The sequence below is a fragment of the Steroidobacter sp. genome, assembly GCF_016790065.1.
GTDB lineage: Bacteria > Pseudomonadota > Gammaproteobacteria > Steroidobacterales > Steroidobacteraceae > Steroidobacter.
Genome location: NZ_JAEUPY010000386.1, coordinates 1 through 23,494 on the forward strand (window position 1 = coordinate 1; position 23,494 = coordinate 23,494).

Genomic DNA, 23,494 nt, shown 5'->3' on the forward strand with positions numbered 1-23,494 from the left:
TGTGTTTCAGACTGCCGCCAATTTGCTCCGCGAGCGCGGGCGCCGATCAACGCGGCATAGTGTGGCCGGCGCCGCGTATCTGAGTGCGGGACTGCTGGAAGGCGATGAGGACTTTTCCGCCGAGCGCATCTACACAGCCCGCGAGACCTGGGCTCGGATTGAACAGGCCTTGCAGGAACTGCCGGCGCGCGTGCGCGCGGTCTTCATTCTCAATCGATTCGAAGACATGACGGGTGTCGAGATCGCCCGCCGCCTGGGAGTTTCGGTGAGCACCGTCGAGAAGGACATGATGCGGGCGATGCTCTACCTCAAGGAACGACAGCAATGATGTTCTGGCGCAAACGCTGTGCGGAGACGGCAGCCGATGCTAACGAATCGGCGCAAGCGAAGGCGGCACGGTGGCTGGCGCGTCGCGAGTTGGGACTTTTGCGAAGCGAGGAAGCGGCGGCCTTGCAACGCTGGCGCGAGCAGCCGGACAACGAAGCGTGGATCGGCGAGATCGAGGCGACGCTCGAGGAAGTCAAAGGCGCGGCCACGACTCCCGGCATCATGAGAATGCGGGAGGAGGCTTTGTCACAACGCCCGCGTGGACCATTGCTGCTTGGAAACTTGCCCGCCGGCATTGCCGCGCTGGTCCTGGCAGCGGTGCTCGTCGTCGCTTTCATGTGGCGTGCGCCGGGCGGCGAGATGTCAGCTTCGCACTCCGTTGCTCCGGCAACGGAGGTGACGGCGACCACGCAGTCGCCGGTGCGCAACGAGATTTACGAAACCCAAAAGGGACAAACGCGAGCCATCAAGTTGACCGACGGTTCGCTCGTGACGCTGAACACGGCCAGTCGCGTCGAGGTCAGCTTGACCGCCGAGCGACGCAGCTTGCGGCTGCTCAGCGGCCAGGCGTTGTTCGACGTGGCGCATGACCCCCAGCGTCCGTTCGTCGTGGCGGTGGGGCCGGTCAACGTAACAGCGCTTGGTACGCAGTTCGATATCCGACTGCAGCCCGAAGGGGCGCGAGTGGTGCTATTGCAAGGACGGGTGAAGGTCGAACCGTTGACGCGGCAGGGGCTGGCTCGACTCGTGCCGATGTTGGCGCGACACGATCTGGAAAGCGGCGAGCAATTGCTTGCGGGTTGGCGACAGGACGTCACTGTCAGCGTGGCGGACGTTGAAAGGGCTACGAGTTGGCGGCAGGGTCGACTGGTGTTTCGAGGCGATGCGCTGGAAGAGGCGGTCGCGGAATTCAATCGCTACAGCGATCAGCAAATCACCGTGGCCGACCCAGCCATCGCGCGCTTGCCGGTCAGCGGTGTCTTTGCAACGGCGCATCCGGAGAATTTCGTAGCCGCCGTGGTCGGCTTCTACAACCTGCAAGTCGAGCAGCGCGGGCCGCATCTTCAAGAACTGCGTTCGCGCTCGCCTTGAGAAAGTTACTGCCAGCCGTGCGCGCGCAACTCCTGGCAGTACTGTTACTGACATCGCTGGTGGCGATGAGCGCTGCGCAGGCGCAGTCGGTGCGTCTGGACGTGCCGGCGCAAGATCTGGGGCTGGCGCTGGAGGCCTTCGCAGCGCAGGCCGACAAAGAAGTTCTGTTCGACATGGAACAGGTACGCGGCAAGCAATCGGTGGCCGTCAAAGGTGACTTCGATCCCAGCAATGCCCTGAAACAGATGATCGGCGCCTCTGGCTTGCGCGTACGTCAGGTCAATCAGCGAACGTTCGTCGTCGGTGGCGCGCGAACGATTTCGCAAGCTCCAGCGCCGGCGCGCGTATCGTCGAGCGACGAGCCGGAACCGGAGCAGCTCGAAGAGGTGATCGTTCGCGGCAAGGATCTGCGAGGCGTTGATGTCGCGTCCTCCGCCACCGGGCTGACAGTCTCGCTGCGCGACACGCCACAGAGCGTGAAGGTCATCTCGGCGGACCTGATCGAGCTGGTCGGTTTGAACGAAGTCGAAGATATCTCGCGGCTGGACGCGTCGGTCACCTCCGGTGGCCAGAGCCGTCGCGATCGAACGCTCGAGCTGGTGATCCGTGGCTTCGAGGTCGACTTCACCAACGGCATCTTGATGGACGGTTTCCGGCTGCTATCGCGCGGCATGCCGGATTTTTCCAATGTCGAGCGCATGGAAGTCGTGAAGGGGCCGGTGTCCTCGATGTATGGCCAGGCGAGTCTCGCCGGCACCGTGAATCTGATCTCGAAGAAACCGCTGGCGCAGGCCCGGCACTCGGTGAAGCTGGAAGGCGGCGATTGGGACTATGGTCGCGTGGATTTCGACAGCACCGGACCGGCGTTCGGCAGCGAGCGCTTGCGTTATCGCGCCACCGGCGCAGTGGAGAACCGCGGTTCGTTTATCGATCGGGTGGAATCCGACAAGCAGGTGATTGCGCCGGCATTTGCTTATGACTTCACCGAGCGCACCACATTGCTGGTGCAGTCCTCGTTACTGGAGGAGTCGCTCACGTCGTATCGCGGGCAGCCAGTGACCAGCGACGGTCGCCTGGTGGACGTGCCTCGCGGGTTTTTTTTCGGCCAGGATTGGAATCGTTTCGAGCGTCGCATGCACTGGTTGAATGGCGTGCTCACGCATCAGTTGGCCAACGGCTGGCAGCTCGGTTTGAACGCTCAATACAACCGGGCGCGTAATCAGGGCGTCGCCGCGCATGCTGGATACTTTCCGACGCTCCCGGACGGCACCACCACGCTGTCGAGCGGCGCCTATCTCGAAGATTTCGCCATGCGCTCCATGCAGGCCACGCTCTCGGGAACGTTCCACGCTTGGTCGCGCGAGCATAGTGTTTTCATCGGGGTGGATCGTTACTCCTGGAACTACGGTTTCCGAGCGCGCAGCAACTTTCCCGCACCCAATGGCGAGCAGTTCAATATTTTCTCGCCTGACTATGAATTGCTGCCCCCGGAGCCGAGCGATCCGAGGGTGCCGGTGAACGCCGACAGTTATCTCTATGGCTTGTCGAATCGTCAGCAGAACACCGGCGTCACGGTACAAACAAAACTGCAGGCTGCTGCTCGACTGTCGCTGCTGATGGGCATGCGAGTCGACGATAGCAGGCTACGCACCGATGGTATCGACACGGGCTTGGGCAGCCGGCAGTTCGTTCCGCAAGTCGGTGTCGTGTATGAGCTCACTCCCGGCGTGAACGCGTATGTGAACTACGGCGAAACATTTCTGCCGCAGCCGGGCCGTCAATTCGACGGCGACAACGTCGGACCGGAGCGCGGCGAGCAATTCGAAGCGGGCATCAAAGGTCAGTGGCTGGCTTCGCGGATCGGCTACTCACTGGCGTACTTCGACATGACTCGCGACGGCTTGGCAGCCGAAGACCCGGAGCATCCCGGCTATAGCGTTCGGCTCGGCGAACAACGCAGTACCGGCATCGAGTTCGACTTGTCGGGGCGACTGCTGCCGGGCTGGGACGTGTATGCCTCGGCAGCCTGGCTCGATGCGAAGTTCGTGCAGGGTGTGTACGAGGGACTGCAGGCTGCGAACACGCCGCGCCGAGCGCTCTCGTTGTTCTCGACGTATCAAGTGCAGGACGGTTGGTGGCGCAACGTCGGCATTGGCGTCGGCGTCACTCACAAGTCGGGCATCGCCGCGCTCGGCTTCGGCGCCTTTCCGCAAACCCGGCTCGACCAAGTCAGCGAGTACACCGTGGTGGATTTGCGCTTGTTTTATCAAGCCGAGAGCGAGCGCTGGGAGGTGTACGCGAGCGCTCAGAATCTGCTGGACGAGGTGTATTACTTCGATTCCGGGGGATTGGGGACCCGGATACAACCCGCCGAGCCACGGCGCATCTACGGCGGCGTGAAATTCAACTTCTAACGTTCGGCTTTGCCGCCGTCCTCGAAGCCTTGTCGATGGGAGAGTCAACCTTGTCAGTTTCGTATGCTGCGTGATTATCCTCGCGGGGTGTTCCTGGTCGCGCTGGTCGAGTTCTGGGAACGTTTCAGCTACTGGGGGCTGCTGGCGCTGCTCACGCTGTATCTGAGTTCGCCGCTGGCCGCGGGCGGTTTCGGCTGGGAAGTCGGTGCAGCCATCAAGCTGTACGGTTTGTATGGTGGTTTGGCGTTCGCGGGTCCGGTGCTGGGCGGTTGGATCGCGGCGAGTTTCTGGGGCGAGCGTCGCTGTATCTCGGTCGGCGGTGCGTTGATCGTCGCGGGTCACGCTTGTCTCGCCGGCACCGGCTGCATTCCCTGGCTGGGGCAGCACTTCACGGGTGTCGACTATCAGTCGTTGTGGGTCAGCGCGGGCGTGCCGCTCGGCTCGTTGCTACCAAGTGCCGATGAACTGCGAGCGCTACGGGGCGCCGCCGAGTCCATGCATGCGAGCGCATCGACCGTGAACTGGGTGTATCTCGGCATCGCCTGGTCGTTTGCCGTGGGCCTGCTGCTGATCATCGCCGGTACCGCGCTGCTGAAGCCGACGATTTCATCCATCGTTGGGCGTTTCTATTCGCCCGGCGACCGGCGCCGCGACGATGCGTTCGCCATGTTCTTCGTCGCCATCTATTTGGGCTGCACGGCCGGCGTTCTGATCGCGGGCTTTCTTGGCGAGCGCGTGTCGTGGCATTGGGGTTTCGGCTCGGCAGGCATCGGCATGGCGGGCGGACTTGCGATCTACCGCTGCAAGCAGCACGAACTGCTCGGAACGCTGGGCCTTCAGCCGGAGCGCACGGCCGTCTGGCAGGCGTTGCGCGGCTTGAATCGATGCGAGCGCGACCGGATGAAGGTGTTGCTGTGCCAAGGTGCGTTCACTGTGATGTACGCCGCGACGTTCTATCAAGTCGGCGGTTCGTTATTGTTGTTCAGCCAGCAGTCGGTGGATCGCGGCATCGGAGCTTGGCAGATTCCGGTCAGCTGGATGTCAGTGCTGCCCACCGTAGCGTTCATTGCGATCACTCCGCTTGGTGTGCGGTTGTGGGGTGCGTTGGCACGACGGGGTCGCGACCCGGATGCCACCGTCAAGCTCGCCTGGGGACTGCTGGTCATCGGCGCTGCGTATCTGCTGATGGGACTAGTTGCTCCTGCTGCTGACGATACAGCGCGCATTTCGTGGTGGTGGATGCTCGCGGCGTTCGTGCTGTTCGGTGCGGCGGACATGTTGGTATGGCCCAATCAAATTTCACTCGCCAGCAAGCTCGCGCCGGCGTCTCTGTCCGCGCTCTTGGTGGGCGGGTGGTACATCACCATCGGCATCGGCACTTCGCTCACCGGTTATATCGGTGCGTGGGCGCAGGTCTGCGGCTTCCGCAGATTTCTTCTTACTCTCGGTGTGTGCGTATCGATTCTCGGCTGCGTGGCGTGGCTGGTAACGCCGCGGCTGCGGCGGTTGATGCATGCGACACCCGAGCAAGACCTTCCTTCCTCAGCATTGATCGAACGAGCAGCCTGAAGTCATGAATACTCGCCCACCCGTCGCATTCTCCAACACCGAGTTCCAGCGGCGCATCGCATTGGTCAGAGAGCGCATGGCGCACGCCGGCATCGACGTCCTGCTGGTCTGCGACCCGTCGAATATCAACTATCTGACCGGCTATGACGCGGCTTCCTACTACATCCCGCAGATGGCGATCCTGGATCTGCACGGCGAGGAGCCGTTATGGGTGGGGCGCAAGATGGATGTGGCTTGTGCTCGCTATACGGCGTTCATGCAGGAACAGAATCTGATCGGCTATCCGGAAAGTTACATCGGTGTACACGACAAGCACGCGATGGAATTCGTGGCGGAGCTGTTTCGTGAACGTGGCTGGGCGGAGCTGCGCATCGGCGTCGAGATGGATACCGCTCCGCTGACGCCGCGCGCGCTGGATCGATTGCGACACCTCTTGCCGCGTGCTCGCTTTGTCGATGCCGAGCTTCTCGTGAATCATGTTCGCTTGATCAAGTCCGACGCTGAAATCGTCTATATGAGACAGGCGGCGCGCATATCGCAGCGGGCCATGCAAGTTGCGTTCGACATCATCGAACCTGGCGTGCGCGAGTGTGACGCGGCCGCCCGAATCATGGCGGCCTTGATCGGAGGCACCGAAGAATACGCCGGTCATCTGACCATGCAGGGCGCATTCTCCATGCCGAGCGGTGAGCGTACCTCCGCGCCGCATCTGGCTTGGACCGAAGCGCCGTTTCGCTCGCAGCAACTGACCAGCATCGAGTTGGGCGGTTGTCGTTACGCCTATCACGCCGGGCTGTCACGAAGCTTCTTTCTCGGCTCGCCGCCGTCGGAGCTGAGCTATTGCGCCGACGTGACGCTAGCCGGCATGAGCGGGGTGCTCGAACGCATGCGTGCCGGCACGACCTGCGGCGAGGTTGCCGATCATTGGAATGAAATCTTGAAGCGCGCCGGCCTGCAGAAGGAATCTCGCATCGGCTATTCCATCGGCATCGGCTATCCGCTCGCGTCCTGGATCGATCGAGCCGCCAGCCTGCAGTCGGGCGACGCCACGGTGATGCAGCCGAACATGACATTCCACATCATCTTGGGCATGTGGATGGATCGCTGGGGTTTCGAAGTGAGCGAGACCGTGCGGATCACCGACGCCATGCCGGAGATATTGGCGGACTTTCCTCGCGCCTTGATGGTGAAGCCGGCGTGAGTTCGCTACCAAACAGAAAATGAGGAAACCCTCGGCAGCGGCATCCTAAGTATCAAGAGGATCGCATTCGACGATCCCGTGATCGGGAGGCCGACGATGAAACGCCCATGCCGTCCATATAAGAAGCAGCGCTGGCAATTGCTGGTGCTGCCGTTAGCCGCGAGCGTCGGGTTGGCGCAGGCAGCGCAGACTCAACCGACAGCGGAGGAACTCGAAGAGATCGTCGTGCAAGGCAAGGACCTGCGCGGTATCGATCTCGCTTCCTCGGCGACTGGCTTCGATATTCCGTTGAAAGATACGCCGCAGAGTGTGCGCGTGATCTCCGCCGATCTGATCGAACTCGCCGGCCTGCGCGAGCTGGAAGATATTTCGCGCCTGGATGCGTCGGTGACTTCAGGCGGCCGCAGCCGCCATGCCCGCACCTTGGACCTGGTGTTCCGCGGTTTCGAAGTGGATTTCACCGCCGGTGTGCTGATGGATGGTTTCCGGCTGTTGTCGCGGGGCATGCCCGATTTCTCGAACATCGAACGCATGGAAATCGTCAAAGGGCCGGTGTCCTCGATGTATGGGCAGGCGAGTCTCGCCGGTACCGTCAATCTGGTGGCGAAGAAGCCGCTGGCGGAAGCCCGGCAGGGAATCAAACTCGAGGGCGGCGACTGGGATTATTATCGCGGCGAGTTCGACTCCACCGGTCCGCTGACCGAAGACGCCCGGCTGCGTTATCGCGTGACCGGCGCGTTGGAGGACAGCGGTTCGTTCATCGATGTGGTCAGCTCCGACAAGCGGGTGATTTCGCCTTCGCTCGCTTACGATTTCTCGCCGGATACGACAGTGCTGGTGCAGTCGTCGCTGCTGGCGGAGAACCTCGTGTCCTATCGCGGCCAGCCGATGACGTCCGAGGGTCAACTGCCCAACGTGCCGCGCTCGTTCTTCTTCGGCCAGGATTGGAATCATTTCGAACGTGAGTTTCACTGGGCCGGCGCGACGCTCACTCATACGTTGCCCAACGGCTGGAAGGCCGGCGTGAACACTCAATACAACCGTTCGCGTAACCGCAGCGTCGAGGCGACCGCCGGATATTTCCCGGTGCAGCCCGACGGTAGCACCGATCTTTCCAGCGGCGCGTCCGATGAACGTCTCGGCTTGAATTCCATCGAGGCCACACTGTCCGGCAACTTCGAGGCGTTCTCGCGCCAGCATTCGTTCTTCATTAGCGTGGATCGCTACACGCGTGACTACACCTTCGACTTTCGCAGTAATTTTCCGCTCACCAGCGGCGCGCCTTTCAACATCTACGCGCCCAACTATCAGCTCGTGATGCCGGAGCCGCTGAACCCGTTCGCGCCGGTCAATGCGGATAGTTTCATCGGCACGATCTCGGAGTGGCAGCGTAATCTCGGTGTCACTGCGCAGATGCGCTTGCAGATCACCGATCCATTGTCGGTGCTGCTCGGCCTGCGCTGGGATGACAGCAAGTTGCGCAACGGCTTTCGCTCCGAAATGTTCGGGATCGATACCGTCGATACCGGCATGGGCAGTTCGCAAGTGGTGCCGCAGGTCGGACTGGTCTACGCAATCACCAACGATCTGAATGTCTATGTGAACTATGGCGAGACCTTCCTGCCGCAGGCGGAAATGCTGGCCAACGGCGCGAACATCGGTCCCGAGACCGGCGAACAGATCGAGGGTGGCCTGAAAGGTACGTGGTTGAATTCGCGCGTGGCGTACTCGCTGGTCTATTTCGACATGACCCGGGGTGGGCTCAGCACCGGCGACCCGGCCAACGCCGGTTTCTATATCCCCCTGGGCGAGCAACGCAGCCGCGGTGTGGAAGTGGAGGTCTCCGGCGAGATCCTTCCGGGCTGGAGCGTGAACCTGTCGGCCACGGCGCTCGATGCGGAGTTCACCGAGGGCGATTATGTGGGGCTGCAGGCACCGAACACTGCACGCCGTGCAGTCTCGCTGTTCTCAACTTACCAAGTGCAAGAAGGCGCGCTGCGTGACTTCGGCGCAGGCCTGGGAGTGACGCACAAGGCCGGCATCAAAGCGCTCGGCTTCGGCGATTTCCCGCAGACCTCGCTCGATAAGGTGGATCAGTACACCACTGTCGATCTGCGGTTGTTCTATCAGCCGCAGGGCAAGCCCTGGGAGTTGTATCTGGCCGCCCAGAACCTGCTCGATGAGGTTTATTACTTCGACTCGGCAGGCTTTGGAACGCGTGTGCAACCTGGCGAGCCGCGCCGTGTGGTCGGCGGCGTCAAGCTGACTTTCTGAGGACAACCCATGAAATTGATGCGTTGTCTGTTGGTTTTGCAGCTGGCCCTGCATGCCGGCGTGTCGCTGGCGTCGGCGGAATCAGAGGCCGCTGACGCTCGCCATCGCGCCGTCGATGCCATCTTCGAGAAGTTTGACCGTCCAGGCAGTCCCGGCGCGGCCCTCGGCATCGTCCGCAATGGCGCAGTCGAATACGTCCGCACCTATGGATCAGCGGATCTGGAGAATGAAACTCCAATCACGCAGCAGACCATGTTCGACATTGCGAGCGTGTCGAAGCAGTTCACGGCCTATGCCGTGTTGCTGTTGGCGCGCGATGGCAAGGTGAATCTGGAAGCGGACATTCGCGAGTATCTGCCGTACATGCCCGACTACGGCTGGAAGATCACTACGCGCCATCTGTTACAGCACACCAGCGGCCTGCGTGAGCAGTTCCGATTGTTGGAGCTGGCCGGTCACGACGAACGCAGCCCGACCAGCCAACAACAGGTGCTGAACCTGGTGAAGCGTCAGCGTGCGCTCAACTTCGAGCCGGGGACGCAGTTCGAGTATTGCAACACTGGCTACATTCTGTTGGCCGAAATCGTGCGTGCGGCTTCAGGAAAATCGCTGCGGCAGTTTGCACAAGAGCGCATCTTCGAGCCGCTCGGCATGACTCACTCGCTGTTCTATGACGATACTGGCGAGCTGATTGCGCATCGCGCTTACTCTTATGAAAGAGCGGGCGAGAACGGACCCTGGCGCCGCTTCCTCGATAGCTACAGCTATCTCGGGCCGACCGGCGTGCAGACCACCATCGGGGATCTGCTCAAGTGGGCAGTGAACATGGCGCGTCCGCGCGCTGGCGACGCTGAGATCTTTCAACAAATGACCACCTGGGGTCTGTTGAAGGACGGCACCCAATTCAACTACGGCATGGGACTGACGCCGTGGGAGTTCGCCGGCGAACGTTCGGTACATCACAGCGGCACCATCGCTCGGTTCGGCTTGTTGTTCGCACACTTTCCCGAGCGAGATTTCTCGGTGGCGTTGCTGATGAACACGGACGATGGCAAATACAGTTATATGGATCGCGTCGTCGCTGCATATTTCGATCCTGACGGCAGCCGGCGTGCCGCCCGCGAGCAGGCCGCTGGATTTGCGGAAGCGCGAGTGAAGGACTCCTTCCTGCGCGCGGCTGCGGGTGACTACATGAATCCAAACGACATGATGTTGTCGCTGGTGTATCGGAACGGGCAGTTGTTTCTGCAGGAGCGGGGCGGCGAGCCGGTGCCGGTCCGTTTCCGAAAGAATGGGCGCTTCGATGGTTCCTACCCGCAATGGCGTTCCTACCGGTTGCGTGAGCGCGCCGGCAAGATCGTCGGCCTGGAGGCCTACATCGATGACCGGCCGATGAAGTACTTCGAGCGCGTCGTTACGACGCAGTGGTCGGCTGAGGAAATGACGCAGATCGCCGGGCGCTATTTCAGCGACGAGGTCGACAGCACCGTCGAGATCACGTTCGATGGCCGGCGGCTGTTGGCGAGCACGATATGGATGGACCAGCCCACTGAACTGTATGCAGTGACGCCGGAGCGTTTCGAAACCGACAGCGCGGTGTTGCACGCTGTGCTGTTGGATCGCGACTCGCAGGGGCGAGTGAGTTCGATTCGTATCGATTGCTACGGCGGCCTCAAGGATCTGCCGATGCGTCGAGTCGACGACTCGCCAGCGAATCGCTGAGCGGGGGCGGCGGGCTTCCCCCTGTTGCCCGGCAGTGACACCATCGGCGATAAAGCCATCATTGGCCGGTTCTGGCCAATGATGGTGTCTTCCCACCGATTCGGCGCTTTTTTGCTGATCAGCCGTCAGGCTGGGTCAGTTTTGCCGACCTTGTTCGTCTTACTGTCATGCCCTCCCGACTGGACTCACCGCCCGTCCCCATCGACCCGCCGACCCCGGCGGCCGAGGAGCCTGACACGGCGAGTGCCGAGCTGGACCGCCTGTTCAAGGAGCACAACGATGCCTTGCTGCGGTTCATTGCGGCCAAGGTGGGCTCCAGCCAGGAGGCGGGCGAGATTGCCCAGGAAGCCTACGTCCGGCTGTTGAGCCTGGATGAGCGGCAGGCTGTCAGCCATCTGCGGGCATTCCTATTCAAGACCGCCGCCAATCTGGCGGTGGATCGCTTACGGCAGCGGACCCGGCGCAACTTTCTGGTGTCCTCCGCCAGCGTCGATTTCGCCATCTTCGAGATCTCGCCGGAGCGTCATCTAGGCGGGGTGCAGGCCATGCGACGCCTGCGTCTAGGCTTGAGCGAGCTACCCAAGACCTGTCGTGAGGCCTTCTTATTGATGAGGCTCGAAGGTTTGAGTTGCGAAGAGGTGGCGGAACGCTTGCAGATTCAGCCTCGGTCGGTGTGGCGGCATGTGGCACGCGCGCTGGAGTATTTGCGCGAACGGGTCGAGTCGGATTCGGGAGATCAGGAGCGCGTGCCGTGAAGGAATCACAGAGTCGGAAAGATATGGGTATGGCTGCGGCCGCGCGCGAAGCGTCGGAATGGTTCGTCACCATCCAGTCCAACCAGGATTTGCCGCCCGAACGGCTCCAGGATTGGTTGCGTTGGCTGGAGGCCTCGCCGGACAACAAGCAAGCTTTCGAGCAGATTGCTCGCATCTGGCACGGAACCAATGCTTCGGTGGTGGCTCAGCCCGCGGACGAGGGCGAAGAGGACTACGACGACTCCATGTCGGTGTCCGAGTGGAAGGCGCGCAAGCAGCGGCCGGTTGTCTCGACACACCGCCGCCACTATTTCGCGGCTGCCGCTGCAGTCCTGCTCTCGGTGTTGGCGCTGCTGACGTTGTGGGCTCGCTTCTTCCCGGGATCCTATTCCGAAGGAACGTTCGCTACGCGGACCGGCGAGCACAGAGAGCTGCAGCTCGCCGATGGTTCGCACATCACGCTCGGCGGAGCGTCTCGCTTGACGGTCAATTTCTCATCGACCGCTCGCGACATCCGTCTGGACGCAGGCGAAGCGTTCTTCTCCGTGGCCAAGGATCCCACGCGCACCTTCAATGTGCATGCCATGCAGGGTGTGATCAGCGCGGTCGGTACCGCATTCAATGTGCAGGCCATCGAGAATCGAGTCACTGTCACGGTGACGGAAGGCACTGTGCGCGTGGTCGGCAACGACGCGGGCAGTGCTGCTACCGAAGGCATGGTGACAGCGAGTGCGCACTCGAAGAACGTGACGCGTGGACAGGAGCTGACCTATCGAGCGGTGCCGTTGCTCGCGCCCATCGCCGAAGAAGAGTTGAAGCAAGTCGATCCGGCGGCTTCGGTGCGCTGGCGCGAAGGCTGGTTGATGTATCACAACGAGCCGCTTCGTTATGTGCTCGCGGACGTCGGTCGCTACACCGATCTGAAGATTGAAGTCAGCAGTGACGCAGCGGCGATGCAGTTCAGCGGTGCCATCTATAAAGATCGAATCGCCGAGTGGATCGTGGCGTTGCCCGAAGTTGCCGCGGTCGCGGTCGAGCGGCAGGGCGATCACTTGACCATTCGCTCGCGAACCACCGCGAGCACCCTTCAACAATAGCTCCTGTCAGTTTTGCGCAGGCTCGACGTCTTAGCTTGCGTAGATACAAAAACTGGGGAGATGAGCGTGCAGAAGCGGAACAGTACTTTGTTACGGCGTTTGATTTACAGCGCGTTACTCACATCGGCGTGGCTGACGCCGGCGCTGGCGGGCGACTTGGATCGCAGCATCAAGTTCGAGGTGGCCGCACAACCGCTCGACAAGGCGTTGCTGGAGCTGTCTCAGCAAGCGGACTTTCAGATGGTGCTGCCGATGGGTGCGATTCCGGAGCGCAACGCGCCGCGACTCGCCGGACAGATGACCATCAAGGAAGCCTTGCAACGGTTGCTGCAGGGAACGGATCTTTCTTACAAACAAATCGGCGAGCGGACCTTGACCGTGGTCGTCGGCTCGGAGCACAGCACTAGCGGCGGTCAAGGCGCGTCGGGCGCCGAACGCACTTCACTCGGCGATGAAATCATCGAGTCGGTGAACGTGTTCGGCTCGCTCGCCGATCAGCTCAGCATCGGCTCAAAATCCGGTCAGTCGCTGCGCGAGACGCCGAAGTCGGTCACAGTAGTGACGCGCGAGCGCATCGAAGCTCAGAACCTGAGCTCACTGATGGAGACCTTGAATCAGACCACCGGCGTCACCGTGCAGAGCTATAGCAACGGCGGCACCGACAGCTTTTTCTTTTCCCGCGGCTATCGAGTGAACACGCTGCAGATCGATGGTGGTGCACCGGCATTCACTGGCGGTTTCGGCATGTTTCTGGTGCCGGACATGGCTTCGTACGATCACATCGAAATGCTTCGCGGTGTGGACGGCATGTACACAGGCGCTGGCGGTCCTGGCGGCGTCATCAACCTGGTTCGCAAGAAAGCCTCGGACGCGTTCGGTCTGAAGGTGAATCTGTCCGCCGGGCGCTGGGATAACTATCGCAGCGAAGTTGACGTGACTGGCGCGCTCACCGACAGCGGTCGCGTGCGAGGCCGGCTCGTGGGTGCGTACGAAGATAAAGGCTACTTCGTCGATCGCGCTAAAACCGAGAAAATCGTCGGTTATGGCACGCTCGAAGTCGACATCACGGATTCGACCTTGCTCGCCGTCGGTGCGAGCTACGAAGACCGTGACGAGAGCGCGTACAGCAACAACGGCTTACCGCGTTACACCGATGGTCGCGATCTGAATCTCCCTCGCAGCACCAACCTGTCCGCCGACTGGAGCCACTGGTTTTTCGAAACCAAAGAGGTATTTGCTCGCCTCGAGCAGCAGTACGGCCGCGACGGCGTGGTGAAGCTCAATCTGACGCACATCGAACAGGACAGCGAGTCGCGTTCGATGTTCACTCGCGTGTCGATCAATCCAGTGACGCGAACTGGCGCAACGGCCAGAGCCACCGGTGGCGATTTCACGTCGGAACAGAACTTGGTGGACCTGTCCGCCAGCGGCACGTTCGAGTTGTTCGGGCGCAGTCATCGTTACACCGTCGGCACCGACTACGCCAAGATCGACGGCGGCGGCCAGCGTAACTACACCATGCCCGGCTACACCTTTGCGACGGCACAGCCGCTGGACGTGTTCAATTTCAACCAGTCGCTCTATGCGGAACCCACGCCGCTACTGAGCGGACTGTATCCGGTGAACGAACGCGATCAGAACGGCTTCTATGCGACCGTCGGTCTGCAACTCGCCGAGCCCTTGCGACTGACGCTCGGTGGACGCTACAGCGAGTTTCGTTATCGCCAGGAGTTCCGTTCGGTGTCCGCGGCCGGTGTGGTCGGTACGCCGTCGCGCACTCGCTACGATGACACGGCGTTCATTCCCAGCGTTGCGGTGACTTATGACTTCGCCAACGACTGGTCCGCATATGCCAGCTACTCGGAAACCTTCGAAGTGCAGGCCAATCTGCTGCAAGGTCCGTTGCCGGGCACGCCGCTGGATCCGATCACGGGCACGGGCTTCGAGGTTGGCGTCAAGGGTGAATTGAACGGACGCATCAACCTGGCGGCCGCACTGTATCGAGTCGAGCGCAATGGCCAGGGCTTGCAAGATCCTGCCTACGCTTTGCTTTCTCCCGGTGCCGACGGTTCGTACTGCTGTTACATCAAGCAGGCCAACGTCATCAGCCAGGGCGTCGATGCCGAAATCAGCGGCACGCTGCTGCCGGGTTGGCAGCTGTTCGCCGGCTACACGTTCAATAGCAATCGTTCCGAAGACGATCCGACCGATGGCTATTCGAGCGGCAAGTACTTTCTGAATCTGACGCCCAAGCACATGTTCAAGATGTGGACCACCTGGCAGCTGCCGGGCGATCTGGCACGCTGGACGGTCAACGGCGGTGTGGTGGCGCAGACGGAAAGTTACATCACCGGCACGGCGCTCGAGTCGGCCACCAGCACGACGTTGGTGCCGTACAAGTTCGCGCAAGGCTCGTATGCCTTGTGGAACGCGTCGGTGCAGTTTCGGATCGACGATCATTGGACGGTCGCGCTGTACGGCGAAAACCTGACCGACAAGACTTACTACCAGGTGCTCGGCACGACGGATCGAGAGAACGTCTATGGCATGCCGCGTAGCTATGTCTTGAAGATGATGGCACGTTGGTAGCGCTCCTCGGATGAGAACGCCGCGCACCGGGTTCGAAAGCCCGGTGCGCGATTCTTTGGCAGGAGGAGACGAATGATTCGCCCGGCACATTACTTCTGGGTCGCGTTTTTCCTGGCGTGGTCGGCGCCGTCGTTCGCTGCTGACTTTCGCGTTCCCGACGGATTATTTTCCGGCGACCAGCGCGGCCCGTACCAGACCGGCACGTTCGAAGAACTCTGGACTGACTCACAGCGCGGCGATGACGCTACCACCGATCCGAACGATCGACGCAAGCTGCTGATCCAGGTTTGGTATCCAGCGGTGTTCAAGGGCGATCCGCCGCGAGCCCCTTATGCGCTGAGCCCGCAGCTGTATCCGAACGATGAGAAGCAGAGCTGGATGCATCGCGCTCGCGCTGTGCGTACCACGTCAGTGTTGAATGCGCCGTTGGCCGCCGAGCCGCGGCAATTCCCGGTGCTGATCTACAACCCGGGCGCGGGCTACACACCCTTCAGCGCAACGTTTCAAACGGAGTTTCTGGCCAGTCACGGCTACATCGTAGTGTCGGTCGGGCATTCCGATGTCACGCGGATCCAGCGTTTCCCGGATGGCAGCACGTATCGCGCCGACCGCAATCGCCCGGCCGTGACCGATGAGCAACGCAAGACGCTGACTGCGGTAGAAGAACTCTGGTCTTGGATTCGACAGATCTCGGCCAACGAGGTGACGTTGCATGTTCGAGATATCAGCTTCGTACTGGATCGCCTGCAGGCGAGGGCAGCACAGCGCGGCGATTTCTTCTATCAGCGCTTGGATCTGACTCGCGTGGGTTCCTTGGGTTGGTCACTCGGCGGCGCTGCTTCGTTTCAGGCGAGCCGCGACGATGAGCGCATCAAGGCAGCTATCAATTTCGACGGGCGCTTGTACACCGACGCCATCGATACCGGCTCGCATCGGCCGTTGTTGATGATGCATGCTGACCGGCGAATCAGGCCTATGCCCACGGCGGCCGATCGCGAGGTACAGCTGGTGGGTGACAGTCTGGTGTGGCGCATGTTTTCCCACACCGATGCTGACTGGTACGAGGTCACCGTCAGTCGCACGACTCACCAACACTATTCCGATCTCACGCTGCTGAAACCGGCTGATGCCGAAGAGATGCACCCGCGCCTCGCGCACGACATCGCCAATGCTTTCACGTTGGAGTTCTTCGATCGCTATTTGCGTGGGCGAGTCGATACTCCATTGCTGTCGGGGCAGAAGCGCCTGGCCGACGCGCCGGTGATCAGCAGCCGGACACAATAATTTCTACGAGGATCGTTTCTGAGATGAAATCAATCAGTCTTGCGCTGCTGATGGTGGCAGCGCTGCCGTCGCATGCAGCAGATCGTTTCGATGCCGCGCGTGCAACGATTCGCGAGCAAATGGTCGAGGCGAGCATTCCCTCGGTGGCCGTCGCCGTTGCGTATCGCGGTAAGATCGTGTGGGAGCAGGGCTTCGGCTGGGCGGACAAGGAACAACAAATTCCCGCCACTGAGCACACGATGTACTCGCTGGCGTCGTTGACCAAGCCGATCACGGTCACCGGCCTGATGACGCTGGTGCAGGCGGGCAAGCTCGAGCTGGATCGTCCCATCAATGACTATCTGGGCGACGCGAAGTTGCGAGTGCGCGTTGGCGATCCGCAGGCTGTCACGGTTCGTCGAGTGATCGATCATAGCTCTGGGTTACCCGGCGGCAGTCAGTTCTTCTATGGCGACGAGCGCGCGCTCACGCCGTCGATGGAACAAACCCTTTTGCGTTATGGCGACGTGGTTGCGGTCCCGGGAGAACGTTGGGAATACACCAACTTGGGCTACGGCGCGCTCGGTTATGTGATCGAACGTGTGTCGGGCCAGAGCTACTCCGAATACCTGCGAAGCGCAGTGTTCATGCCTCTCGGTATGACGCATTCAGCCGTCGATGTCGGTCCGGAGCTGAAACGGTTTCAGGCGGTGCGCTATGACCGCACTCGTCAGCCGGTGCCGATGTATGGATTCGGCGAGCCGGGCTCAGCGGCGGCCTATTCCAGTGCTCACGATTTGGTGCGCTTGGGCATGTTCTTCTTGAAGAACCGTCTGCGCGATCAGCGTCCGATCTTGAACGACGCCGCCGTCGATCAGATGACCAGTGCCTCGCCCTCCGACGATGGCGGCATGATCGGTACGGTGGGCTGGCAGGCCCGCAAGTACGGCAACTATGTGGCGTATGGCCATGCCGGCTCGATGGCGGGTGTGACCACCGATCTGTCCATGATCCCGTCGCAGAACTTGTGCGTCGTCATGCTGGTGAATGCGTCCGTGGGCTCGAAGCTGTATCGCATGCGCGATGCCGTGATTCAGTCAGTGCTGCCCGACTGGAACTCGCTGCCGTCGCAGAACGCAGCACCGACACCGCCGCCGGCGTTTCAGCCGACGGCCGAGTTGCAGGGAGAGTGGAGCGGCAAAGTCCATACATACGAAGGCGAACTGCCGATTCGGTTGCGAGTGCTGGCGAGTGGCGACGTTCATGTGCAGATTGGCTCGCAGCGGACCACGCTGTTGAACAATGTGACATTCGAAAAAGGCCGTTTGAAGGGCTATGCGCTCAGTCAGATCCCGACTGGGGACACCAAGCGCTATCCGCATGAAGTGGCGCTGGATCTCACGCTGCGAGGCGCCGTTCTCAACGGCAGCGTGGCCGCGAACAACATCAACGATCCCAAAGTGAATTGGGTCTATGGACTGCCGCATTGGACCGAGCTGCAGAGGAATTCGCCATGAGAAATCTTGCAGTCCTGCTGCTGTCGTTGGCTGGCATCGCGCAGGCAGGCGCCGCCGATCGATTCGATTCGGTTCGCTCCTTCATCGAGGCGCAGCGAGTCGAGGGCGATATCGCGGGTATCTCCGTGGCTGTCAGTCAGCGAGGGCGCATCGTTTGGGAGCAGGGCTTCGGCTGGGCGGATCGCGAGAATCGTATTCCCGCCACTGAGCACACGATGTTCTCGCTCGCGTCCATCTCCAAGCCGATCACTGCCACTGGGCTGATGACATTGGTTCAAGCCGGCAAGGTGGATCTGGACAAGCCGGTGAACGACTACCTCGGTGCCGCGCAGCTCAAAGCACGAGTGGGAGATGCACGCGATGCGACGGTGCGACGAGTGGCCAATCACTCCTCAGGGCTGCCGTTGCACTATCACTTGATCTACAGCGATGAGCCTTATCGCAAGGCGTCCACCGAGGAGACCCTCGCTCACTACGGCAACTTGATCACGTTGCCCGGCGAACGTGTCGAGTATTCGAATCTCGGCTACGGGGTGCTCGACTACATCATCCGCCGGGTTTCGGGCATGAGCTATGCGGATTTCATGGCCGCCGAAGTGTTCGCTCCGCTCGGGCTCACGCGCATGTCGGTGGGCCTCAGTCCCGCGACCGAATCTCTGGCAGCCGTGCGTTACAACCCCGATGGATCGCGAATCGCATTCTACGATTCGGATCACCAAGGTGCCTCGGCGGTCTATGGCAGTGCTCACGACTTGGTACGGTTCGCGATGTTTCATTTGAAAGATCATCGCCCCGACCAGCGAGCCATCCTGTCCGATGCGTCACTCGATGAGATGCAGCGTCGCACCGTCAACGAATCGGAGCGGTCGGGCTACGGCGTCAGCTGGAACATCGTGGATCGCGACAACGGCTACCGCACCGTCGAGCATGGCGGCGGCATGCCGGGCGTCGGCGTGGTGTTGTTGATGATTCCCTCTGAAGACATCGCGGTCGCGGTGCTGACCAATCATCGGCAGGGTCGCCATCGCGCCATTGCGGACAAGGTGCTGCAGACACTGCTACCCAAGTGGCGGCCGCAGCCGAAGCAAGAACGTGGCGACAATCCTCCGTTCGTGCCCGGACCCCAACTGCAAGGCAAGTGGTCGGGCAGCCTGCACACTTACAAATCGGAGATCCCCATCACCGTCGAATTTCTGGCCTCGGGCGAAGTGCGTGCCGGCCTTCGCGGTCAACATGTGAGCATCGTGCGGCAGGTCCGGTACAACGACGGGTTGTTCGAAGGCTTGATGGCTGGCCAGCTCGATACGCCGGATGCGCGTTGGAACGATCCTGGCATGCTCGACTTGTCGCTACGCCTACGCGGCGATCGGCTCACCGGCGGGGCTGCCACCACATCGGAGGACTGGCGCGCCGGCGCGCTGACGCATTGGGTGGAGTTGCGAAGGAACTGATGCCGCCCATTTGAAGTACCACGGACGGCGGGCGCATTTCCCTACGGCTCCAGGAAAATATTTGCAGCGGTGTGTTTCGCACCGCTGGCGGGTTTATCTTGTACCGATGAGTGAGCCGCTGGACGTCTGGTTCAAAAGCGAGGTCGTCGTGCACGAAGACGCGTTGACCCGCTACCTGAGTCGTTGCTGGCCCAATCCCGAAGACATTCACGACCTGCGGCAGGAAACCTACATTCGGGCCTACGAGTCGGCGCGCAAGCATATTCCGACCTCGGCCCGGCCTTTCATTTTCTCGATTGCACGCAACCTGATGGCTGACCGCATCCGTAAGCAGCGGATCGTGGCCATCGATTCGGTCGGGGATCTCGAAGCGCTGAACGTGTTGGTGGACGATTTGTCGCCCGAGCAGCGCACGCTCGCGCATCAGGAATTGCGACAGCTGGCGGAGGCCTTCGACGAGCTGCCGGAAACACGCCGGCAAGTGGTCTGGATGCGTCGAGTCGATGAGATTTCACAGCGAGAGGTGGCGGCCCGCCTGGGGCTGAGCGAGAAGACCGTGGAGAAACACATCATGAAAGCCATGAGGCAGCTGACGGACGCGGTGTTCGGGAAGGCGATCGCCATCGTCACCAAGCCGGCCCCTGAGGAGCGCAACGAGCATGGAAAGCAGCAAGCAGATTGAAGCCAGCGCGAGCGCCTGGCTGGCCAAGCGCGATACCGGGCTGCTGAGCGAACAGGAGCAGCGGGAACTGGCCGACTGGCTGGAGGCGGACACGGCCAACCGCGTCGCTTTCCTGCGCCTGGAGGCTGGGTGGGAACGCATCGCCCGTCTGAAAGCCCTCGCCGCGGGGGCGAAGCCTGGCATTCCTCCCCGCCGCGGACGCTGGGGGACATCGCCTTTCTTCAGAAAGCGCTCTGACGCAGCGGCGCGCCCGCTGGTTCGCGTGTCGCGGCCAAGGCTGGTCGCGCTGGCGGCCAGTGTGCTGCTGGCAGTGGCAGCGGGCGTTTACTTCAACTCGTCGAACTCTGACGGTCGTTACACCACAGTGATCGGCGGCGTGTCGTCCATTCCATTGAGCGACGGCTCGACCATGACGCTGAACACGGCCAGTAAGGTTCGGGTGGCGTTGACCCAAACGCAGCGTTACATCGCGCTCGATGCCGGCGAAGCATTCTTCGAGGTGGCCAAGGATGCCTCGCGACCTTTCGTGGTCGACATCGGTGGCAAGCGCGTGGTCGCAGTCGGCACGCAGTTCTCCGTTCGCCGCTACGGCGAGGATCTGCAAGTCGTGGTCACTGAGGGCAAGGTGCGGCTCGAGCAGAAGGACGGCAGCGCGATCTCGGAACTGCTGACCGCTGGTGAAGTGGCGCACACTGCCAACGCCGCCGTGCTGGTGCAGAGAAGGTCAGTGCGTGAGGCTGAAGACGCATTGAGCTGGCGGCGAGGCTATCTCATCTTCGATGAAACCTTGTTGGTCGATGCCGTGACTGAGTTCAATCGCTATACATCGCGCAAGATTCAGGTCGAGGGACCCAAGCTCGCGTCACTGCGTATCAGCGGCAAGTTTCGTGCGACCAATGCCGACGATTTCATTCACGTGCTTCGCAACGGCTTCGGCGTCCAGGTGCGAGAAACGGTAGAGGGCGACGTCCGCGCCAAAGATTGATCGCGCGGGGTGGCGGGATTTGCGCATCCCGTCCGTGGTATTACCCAGCGGCGCCCAAACTTCATTACAGCCGCGTGGGAGTCTGGCATGTTGAAAAAACGTATGCCGAAGTGCGGCAGCATTGTGACGATGTGTGCATTGGCCATTTCGGCGCACGCCGCGGCGGACACGCGCTCACATCTAAATCTGCCCGCGGGCGAACTGGTTTCTGCATTGAAGGCGTTGGCACAACAGTCCGACGTCGATCTGGTCTATGAACCCGAGCAACTGCGACGAATTCATACCAACGGTGTGAAGGGTGAGTACACCGCGCAGGAAGCCGTAGCGATCCTGTTGAAGGCAACTGCATTTCGCGTCTACCTGGCTCCCGGCGGCGCCATGGTGATTACGCCGGCGTCGATGGAACAATCGAGCAACGCGAGTCCGACCCACAACGGTTTGGTGCCCGCATCGAGCACCCGCGGCGGCACTGACACGGGGCGAGTGGTGCTCGCTCAAGCTGCAACCAGCAGCACACCGAACGAGTCCACGGTCAAAACGAATCGACCGCAGTTGGAAGAGGTGACGGTGTTCGGCCGGGGCGTCCGCAGTACGGTCAACGATGTGCCGCAGACCGTCAACGTGTTCGATGCCGAGTTCATCGAGAACGTGCAGGCCAAGAAAATCACCGACGTGGTGCGCTTCACGCCAAACCTGGTGCCGAGCGGTTCCTCGAATGTGCTTTACGACGACGTGCGCTCGCGCGGCTTTCCCTCGTCATTTACTTGGAACGGCATGGCACGCCGTTTCACCAACGGCACGCTGAAGATGGCCAACGTCGAGCGGGTCGAAGTGCTCAAGGGACCGGCCTCGGTGCTGTACGGACCGATGGAGCCGGGCGCGGTCGTGAATCTGGTGACCAAACGTCCGCAGTCGCAATTCGGTGCCAGCGGCAGTCTGCAGTTCGGCAGCGACAACGAACAGAACTACAGCATGGACATCGGCGGGCCGCTGACGGAGAAGATCGGTGCTCGGCTGAACACTGCGTACTTCAAAACAGACACGGCATTCGACAACTCCGGGCTCGAAGACATATTCGTCGCACCCGTGGTCGAGTTTCGTTTCAGCGATCGTACGGTGCTGACCCTCGATGGCTACTACGACAAGGTCGAGTGGGCGGACGGCTATAGCGATGGCCGTGTGCCGGTGATCGGTGGGCTGGTGCCGAATCCTGTGGGCCGGTTGCCGTTGAGCACCAACTTGCAGTACGACACCAACATTACCGCTCCGGAAGGTTACGGAGAGGTGAGCATCTTCTACAGCGACCTCGATGCAAACGCGCGTTTTTCTCACGAGTTCAGCGATAGCGTGTCACTGAACGTCGCACTCTCACATCATCGCGCGCGCGGCGATCGGGAGCAGATACAGACGGGCTTGTTGGCGGCGAACAATCGCACGCTGGGTCGCTCTTACACCTTGGAGCGAGGCGGCGACTATAAGACCGAGGTTGCGCACTTGGATCTCAAGTGGAGCTTCAGCACGGGGGCAGTTACTCACGACGTGGCCGTCGGTGTCGATCACACCAAGACGGATTCGGATTATTCCTACGCCTTCATCGGCATCACGCCCATCGATATTTTCACGCCGGTGTACGGCACCATCGTGCTGCCGAACGTCATCCCGTTCGATGAGGACAATGCCAGCACCAAAGTGTCCGAAGCGTTCGTGCAGGACCGTCTGAGTCTCGGGCGGTTCCATGTGCTGGGTGGCGCACGTTATTCGGACTACGAAAGCCAAGACCGATATCAGGTCTTTCAGGGCGCGCTGCGCTCCACCGATATGCAGGACCAGATCTGGTCGACGCAGTTTGGTTTGCTGTATGACGCGGCCGATTGGATAACGTTGTTCGCCAGTCGCAACGAGTCGTTCGTGCCGCGTCTGGCCAACATTTTCGGCCGCGGTTCAGTGGTGCAGCCCGAACTCGGCCTGCAGTACGAAGTCGGCGCGAAGCTGACGTTCAGCGACAGTGGCTTCTCCGGCAATGTGGTGTTCTTCGACATCGACAAGGACAATCTGCTGGTGTTTGACGAAGCCCACCCGGGTTTTCGCCTGCCGCTGGGTGGCGTGAGTTCCAAGGGGTTCGAGATCTCGCTGGAAGGTAGCCCGAGCCCGGGACTGTCGATGTATGTGGGTTACGGCTACAACTCCACCGAAATCACTAAAGCCGATGCCAATGTCGGCAACAGTTTCTACCACGTTCCGAAACAGACGCTGTCAGCCTACGTGAGTTATGAAATTCAAGACGGCCTGGCGCGCGGTTTGGCGCTGACCACATCGATGCAGCACGTGGGCGAACGGTTCGCCTCCGACGATAATTTGTACAAGTGGCCGTCCTACACGCGAGTCGACCTGGGGGCGACCTATCCGGTGACCGATCGGGTGCAGGTGGGCATGAATATCAGGAATCTGCTGGAGTCGACCATGTACTCCGGCTTCGGTGCCGTGCGTGTCACCCGCGATCCGTTCCGGACGGTCATGGGCACCGTTTCGTTCCGTTACTGATTCAGGGACGAAGCT

The 23,494-nt window shown here is 61.2% G+C and carries 16 protein-coding genes; all 16 read left to right on the forward strand.

Translation table 11 applies throughout. The annotated features are described in order from the left end of the window. Positions 1–328 (forward strand): sigma-70 family RNA polymerase sigma factor (locus tag JNL55_RS15895; RefSeq protein WP_293855383.1); only part of this gene is annotated, 328 nt, incomplete at its 5' end. After that, entirely contained in the window at positions 325–1,419 is a 1,095-nt protein-coding gene (locus JNL55_RS15900) for a FecR family protein (protein WP_293855386.1), read from the forward strand. The genes JNL55_RS15895 and JNL55_RS15900, both read left to right, overlap by 4 nt. Before the next feature lie 17 nt (positions 1,420–1,436). Beyond that, positions 1,437–3,833 carry a TonB-dependent siderophore receptor gene (locus JNL55_RS15905; protein ID WP_293855389.1) on the forward strand — a complete coding sequence of 799 codons (2,397 nt, stop codon included), beginning with the start codon at positions 1,437–1,439 and terminating at the stop codon, positions 3,831–3,833. Positions 3,834–3,896: 63 nt separating this feature from the next. Then, positions 3,897–5,402 (forward strand): peptide MFS transporter, encoded by a 1,506-nt coding sequence (locus JNL55_RS15910; RefSeq protein WP_293855392.1) that lies wholly within the window; start codon positions 3,897–3,899, stop codon positions 5,400–5,402. A 4-nt stretch (positions 5,403–5,406) separates the two neighbouring features. Further along, on the forward strand, positions 5,407–6,603 hold the full coding sequence (locus tag JNL55_RS15915; protein ID WP_293855395.1) for a M24 family metallopeptidase: 1,197 nt from the start codon (positions 5,407–5,409) through the stop codon (positions 6,601–6,603). A gap of 96 nt (positions 6,604–6,699) precedes the next feature. Continuing rightward, positions 6,700–8,877: a TonB-dependent siderophore receptor gene (locus JNL55_RS15920; protein WP_293855399.1), complete on the forward strand. Its 2,178-nt coding sequence runs from the start codon at positions 6,700–6,702 to the stop codon at positions 8,875–8,877. 9 nt (positions 8,878–8,886) lie between these two features. Then, positions 8,887–10,599 carry a serine hydrolase domain-containing protein gene (locus JNL55_RS15925; protein ID WP_293855402.1) on the forward strand — a complete coding sequence of 571 codons (1,713 nt, stop codon included), beginning with the start codon at positions 8,887–8,889 and terminating at the stop codon, positions 10,597–10,599. 167 nt (positions 10,600–10,766) lie between these two features. Next, positions 10,767–11,354, forward strand: coding sequence for an RNA polymerase sigma factor (locus JNL55_RS15930; protein ID WP_293855405.1), 588 nt, complete (start codon positions 10,767–10,769; stop codon positions 11,352–11,354). Positions 11,355–11,383: 29 nt separating this feature from the next. Continuing rightward, positions 11,384–12,451: a FecR family protein gene (locus JNL55_RS15935; protein ID WP_293855410.1), complete on the forward strand. Its 1,068-nt coding sequence runs from the start codon at positions 11,384–11,386 to the stop codon at positions 12,449–12,451. Between the two features lie 66 nt (positions 12,452–12,517). Continuing rightward, the gene (locus JNL55_RS15940) at positions 12,518–15,040 is read left to right on the forward strand and encodes a TonB-dependent siderophore receptor (protein ID WP_293855414.1); all 2,523 of its coding nucleotides are present in this window, start codon (positions 12,518–12,520) and stop codon (positions 15,038–15,040) included. A gap of 72 nt (positions 15,041–15,112) precedes the next feature. After that, entirely contained in the window at positions 15,113–16,324 is a 1,212-nt protein-coding gene (locus JNL55_RS15945) for an alpha/beta hydrolase family protein (RefSeq protein WP_293855417.1), read from the forward strand. Between the two features lie 23 nt (positions 16,325–16,347). After that, positions 16,348–17,820 carry a serine hydrolase domain-containing protein gene (locus JNL55_RS15950; RefSeq protein ID WP_293855420.1) on the forward strand — a complete coding sequence of 491 codons (1,473 nt, stop codon included), beginning with the start codon at positions 16,348–16,350 and terminating at the stop codon, positions 17,818–17,820. Further along, the gene (locus JNL55_RS15955) at positions 17,817–19,271 is read left to right on the forward strand and encodes a serine hydrolase domain-containing protein (protein ID WP_293855423.1); all 1,455 of its coding nucleotides are present in this window, start codon (positions 17,817–17,819) and stop codon (positions 19,269–19,271) included. The genes JNL55_RS15950 and JNL55_RS15955 overlap by 4 nt, the downstream gene beginning before the upstream one ends. Positions 19,272–19,377: 106 nt before the next feature. Beyond that, entirely contained in the window at positions 19,378–19,953 is a 576-nt protein-coding gene (locus JNL55_RS15960) for an RNA polymerase sigma factor (protein WP_293855426.1), read from the forward strand. After that, the gene (locus tag JNL55_RS15965; RefSeq protein ID WP_293855429.1) at positions 19,931–20,938 is read left to right on the forward strand and encodes a FecR family protein; all 1,008 of its coding nucleotides are present in this window, start codon (positions 19,931–19,933) and stop codon (positions 20,936–20,938) included. Before JNL55_RS15960 ends, JNL55_RS15965 begins: the two co-directional genes overlap by 23 nt. A gap of 87 nt (positions 20,939–21,025) precedes the next feature. Next, a complete protein-coding gene (locus JNL55_RS15970) occupies positions 21,026–23,479 on the forward strand; it encodes a TonB-dependent siderophore receptor (protein WP_293855432.1) in 2,454 nt (817 codons plus the stop codon). The last annotated feature ends 15 nt before the right edge of the window (positions 23,480–23,494 follow it).

Coding starts and splice junctions, on each gene's coding strand:
- JNL55_RS15955 (WP_293855423.1), top strand. CDS start 17,817: ATGAGAAATCTTGCAGTCCTGCTGCTGTCGTTGGCTGGCATCGCGCAG.
- JNL55_RS15970 (WP_293855432.1), top strand. CDS start 21,026: ATGTTGAAAAAACGTATGCCGAAGTGCGGCAGCATTGTGACGATGTGT.
- JNL55_RS15925 (WP_293855402.1), top strand. CDS start 8,887: ATGAAATTGATGCGTTGTCTGTTGGTTTTGCAGCTGGCCCTGCATGCC.
- JNL55_RS15965 (WP_293855429.1), top strand. CDS start 19,931: ATGGAAAGCAGCAAGCAGATTGAAGCCAGCGCGAGCGCCTGGCTGGCC.
- JNL55_RS15915 (WP_293855395.1), top strand. CDS start 5,407: ATGAATACTCGCCCACCCGTCGCATTCTCCAACACCGAGTTCCAGCGG.
- JNL55_RS15935 (WP_293855410.1), top strand. CDS start 11,384: ATGGCTGCGGCCGCGCGCGAAGCGTCGGAATGGTTCGTCACCATCCAG.
- JNL55_RS15945 (WP_293855417.1), top strand. CDS start 15,113: ATGATTCGCCCGGCACATTACTTCTGGGTCGCGTTTTTCCTGGCGTGG.
- JNL55_RS15900 (WP_293855386.1), top strand. CDS start 325: ATGATGTTCTGGCGCAAACGCTGTGCGGAGACGGCAGCCGATGCTAAC.
- JNL55_RS15910 (WP_293855392.1), top strand. CDS start 3,897: ATGCTGCGTGATTATCCTCGCGGGGTGTTCCTGGTCGCGCTGGTCGAG.
- JNL55_RS15920 (WP_293855399.1), top strand. CDS start 6,700: ATGAAACGCCCATGCCGTCCATATAAGAAGCAGCGCTGGCAATTGCTG.
- JNL55_RS15930 (WP_293855405.1), top strand. CDS start 10,767: ATGCCCTCCCGACTGGACTCACCGCCCGTCCCCATCGACCCGCCGACC.
- JNL55_RS15950 (WP_293855420.1), top strand. CDS start 16,348: ATGAAATCAATCAGTCTTGCGCTGCTGATGGTGGCAGCGCTGCCGTCG.
- JNL55_RS15960 (WP_293855426.1), top strand. CDS start 19,378: ATGAGTGAGCCGCTGGACGTCTGGTTCAAAAGCGAGGTCGTCGTGCAC.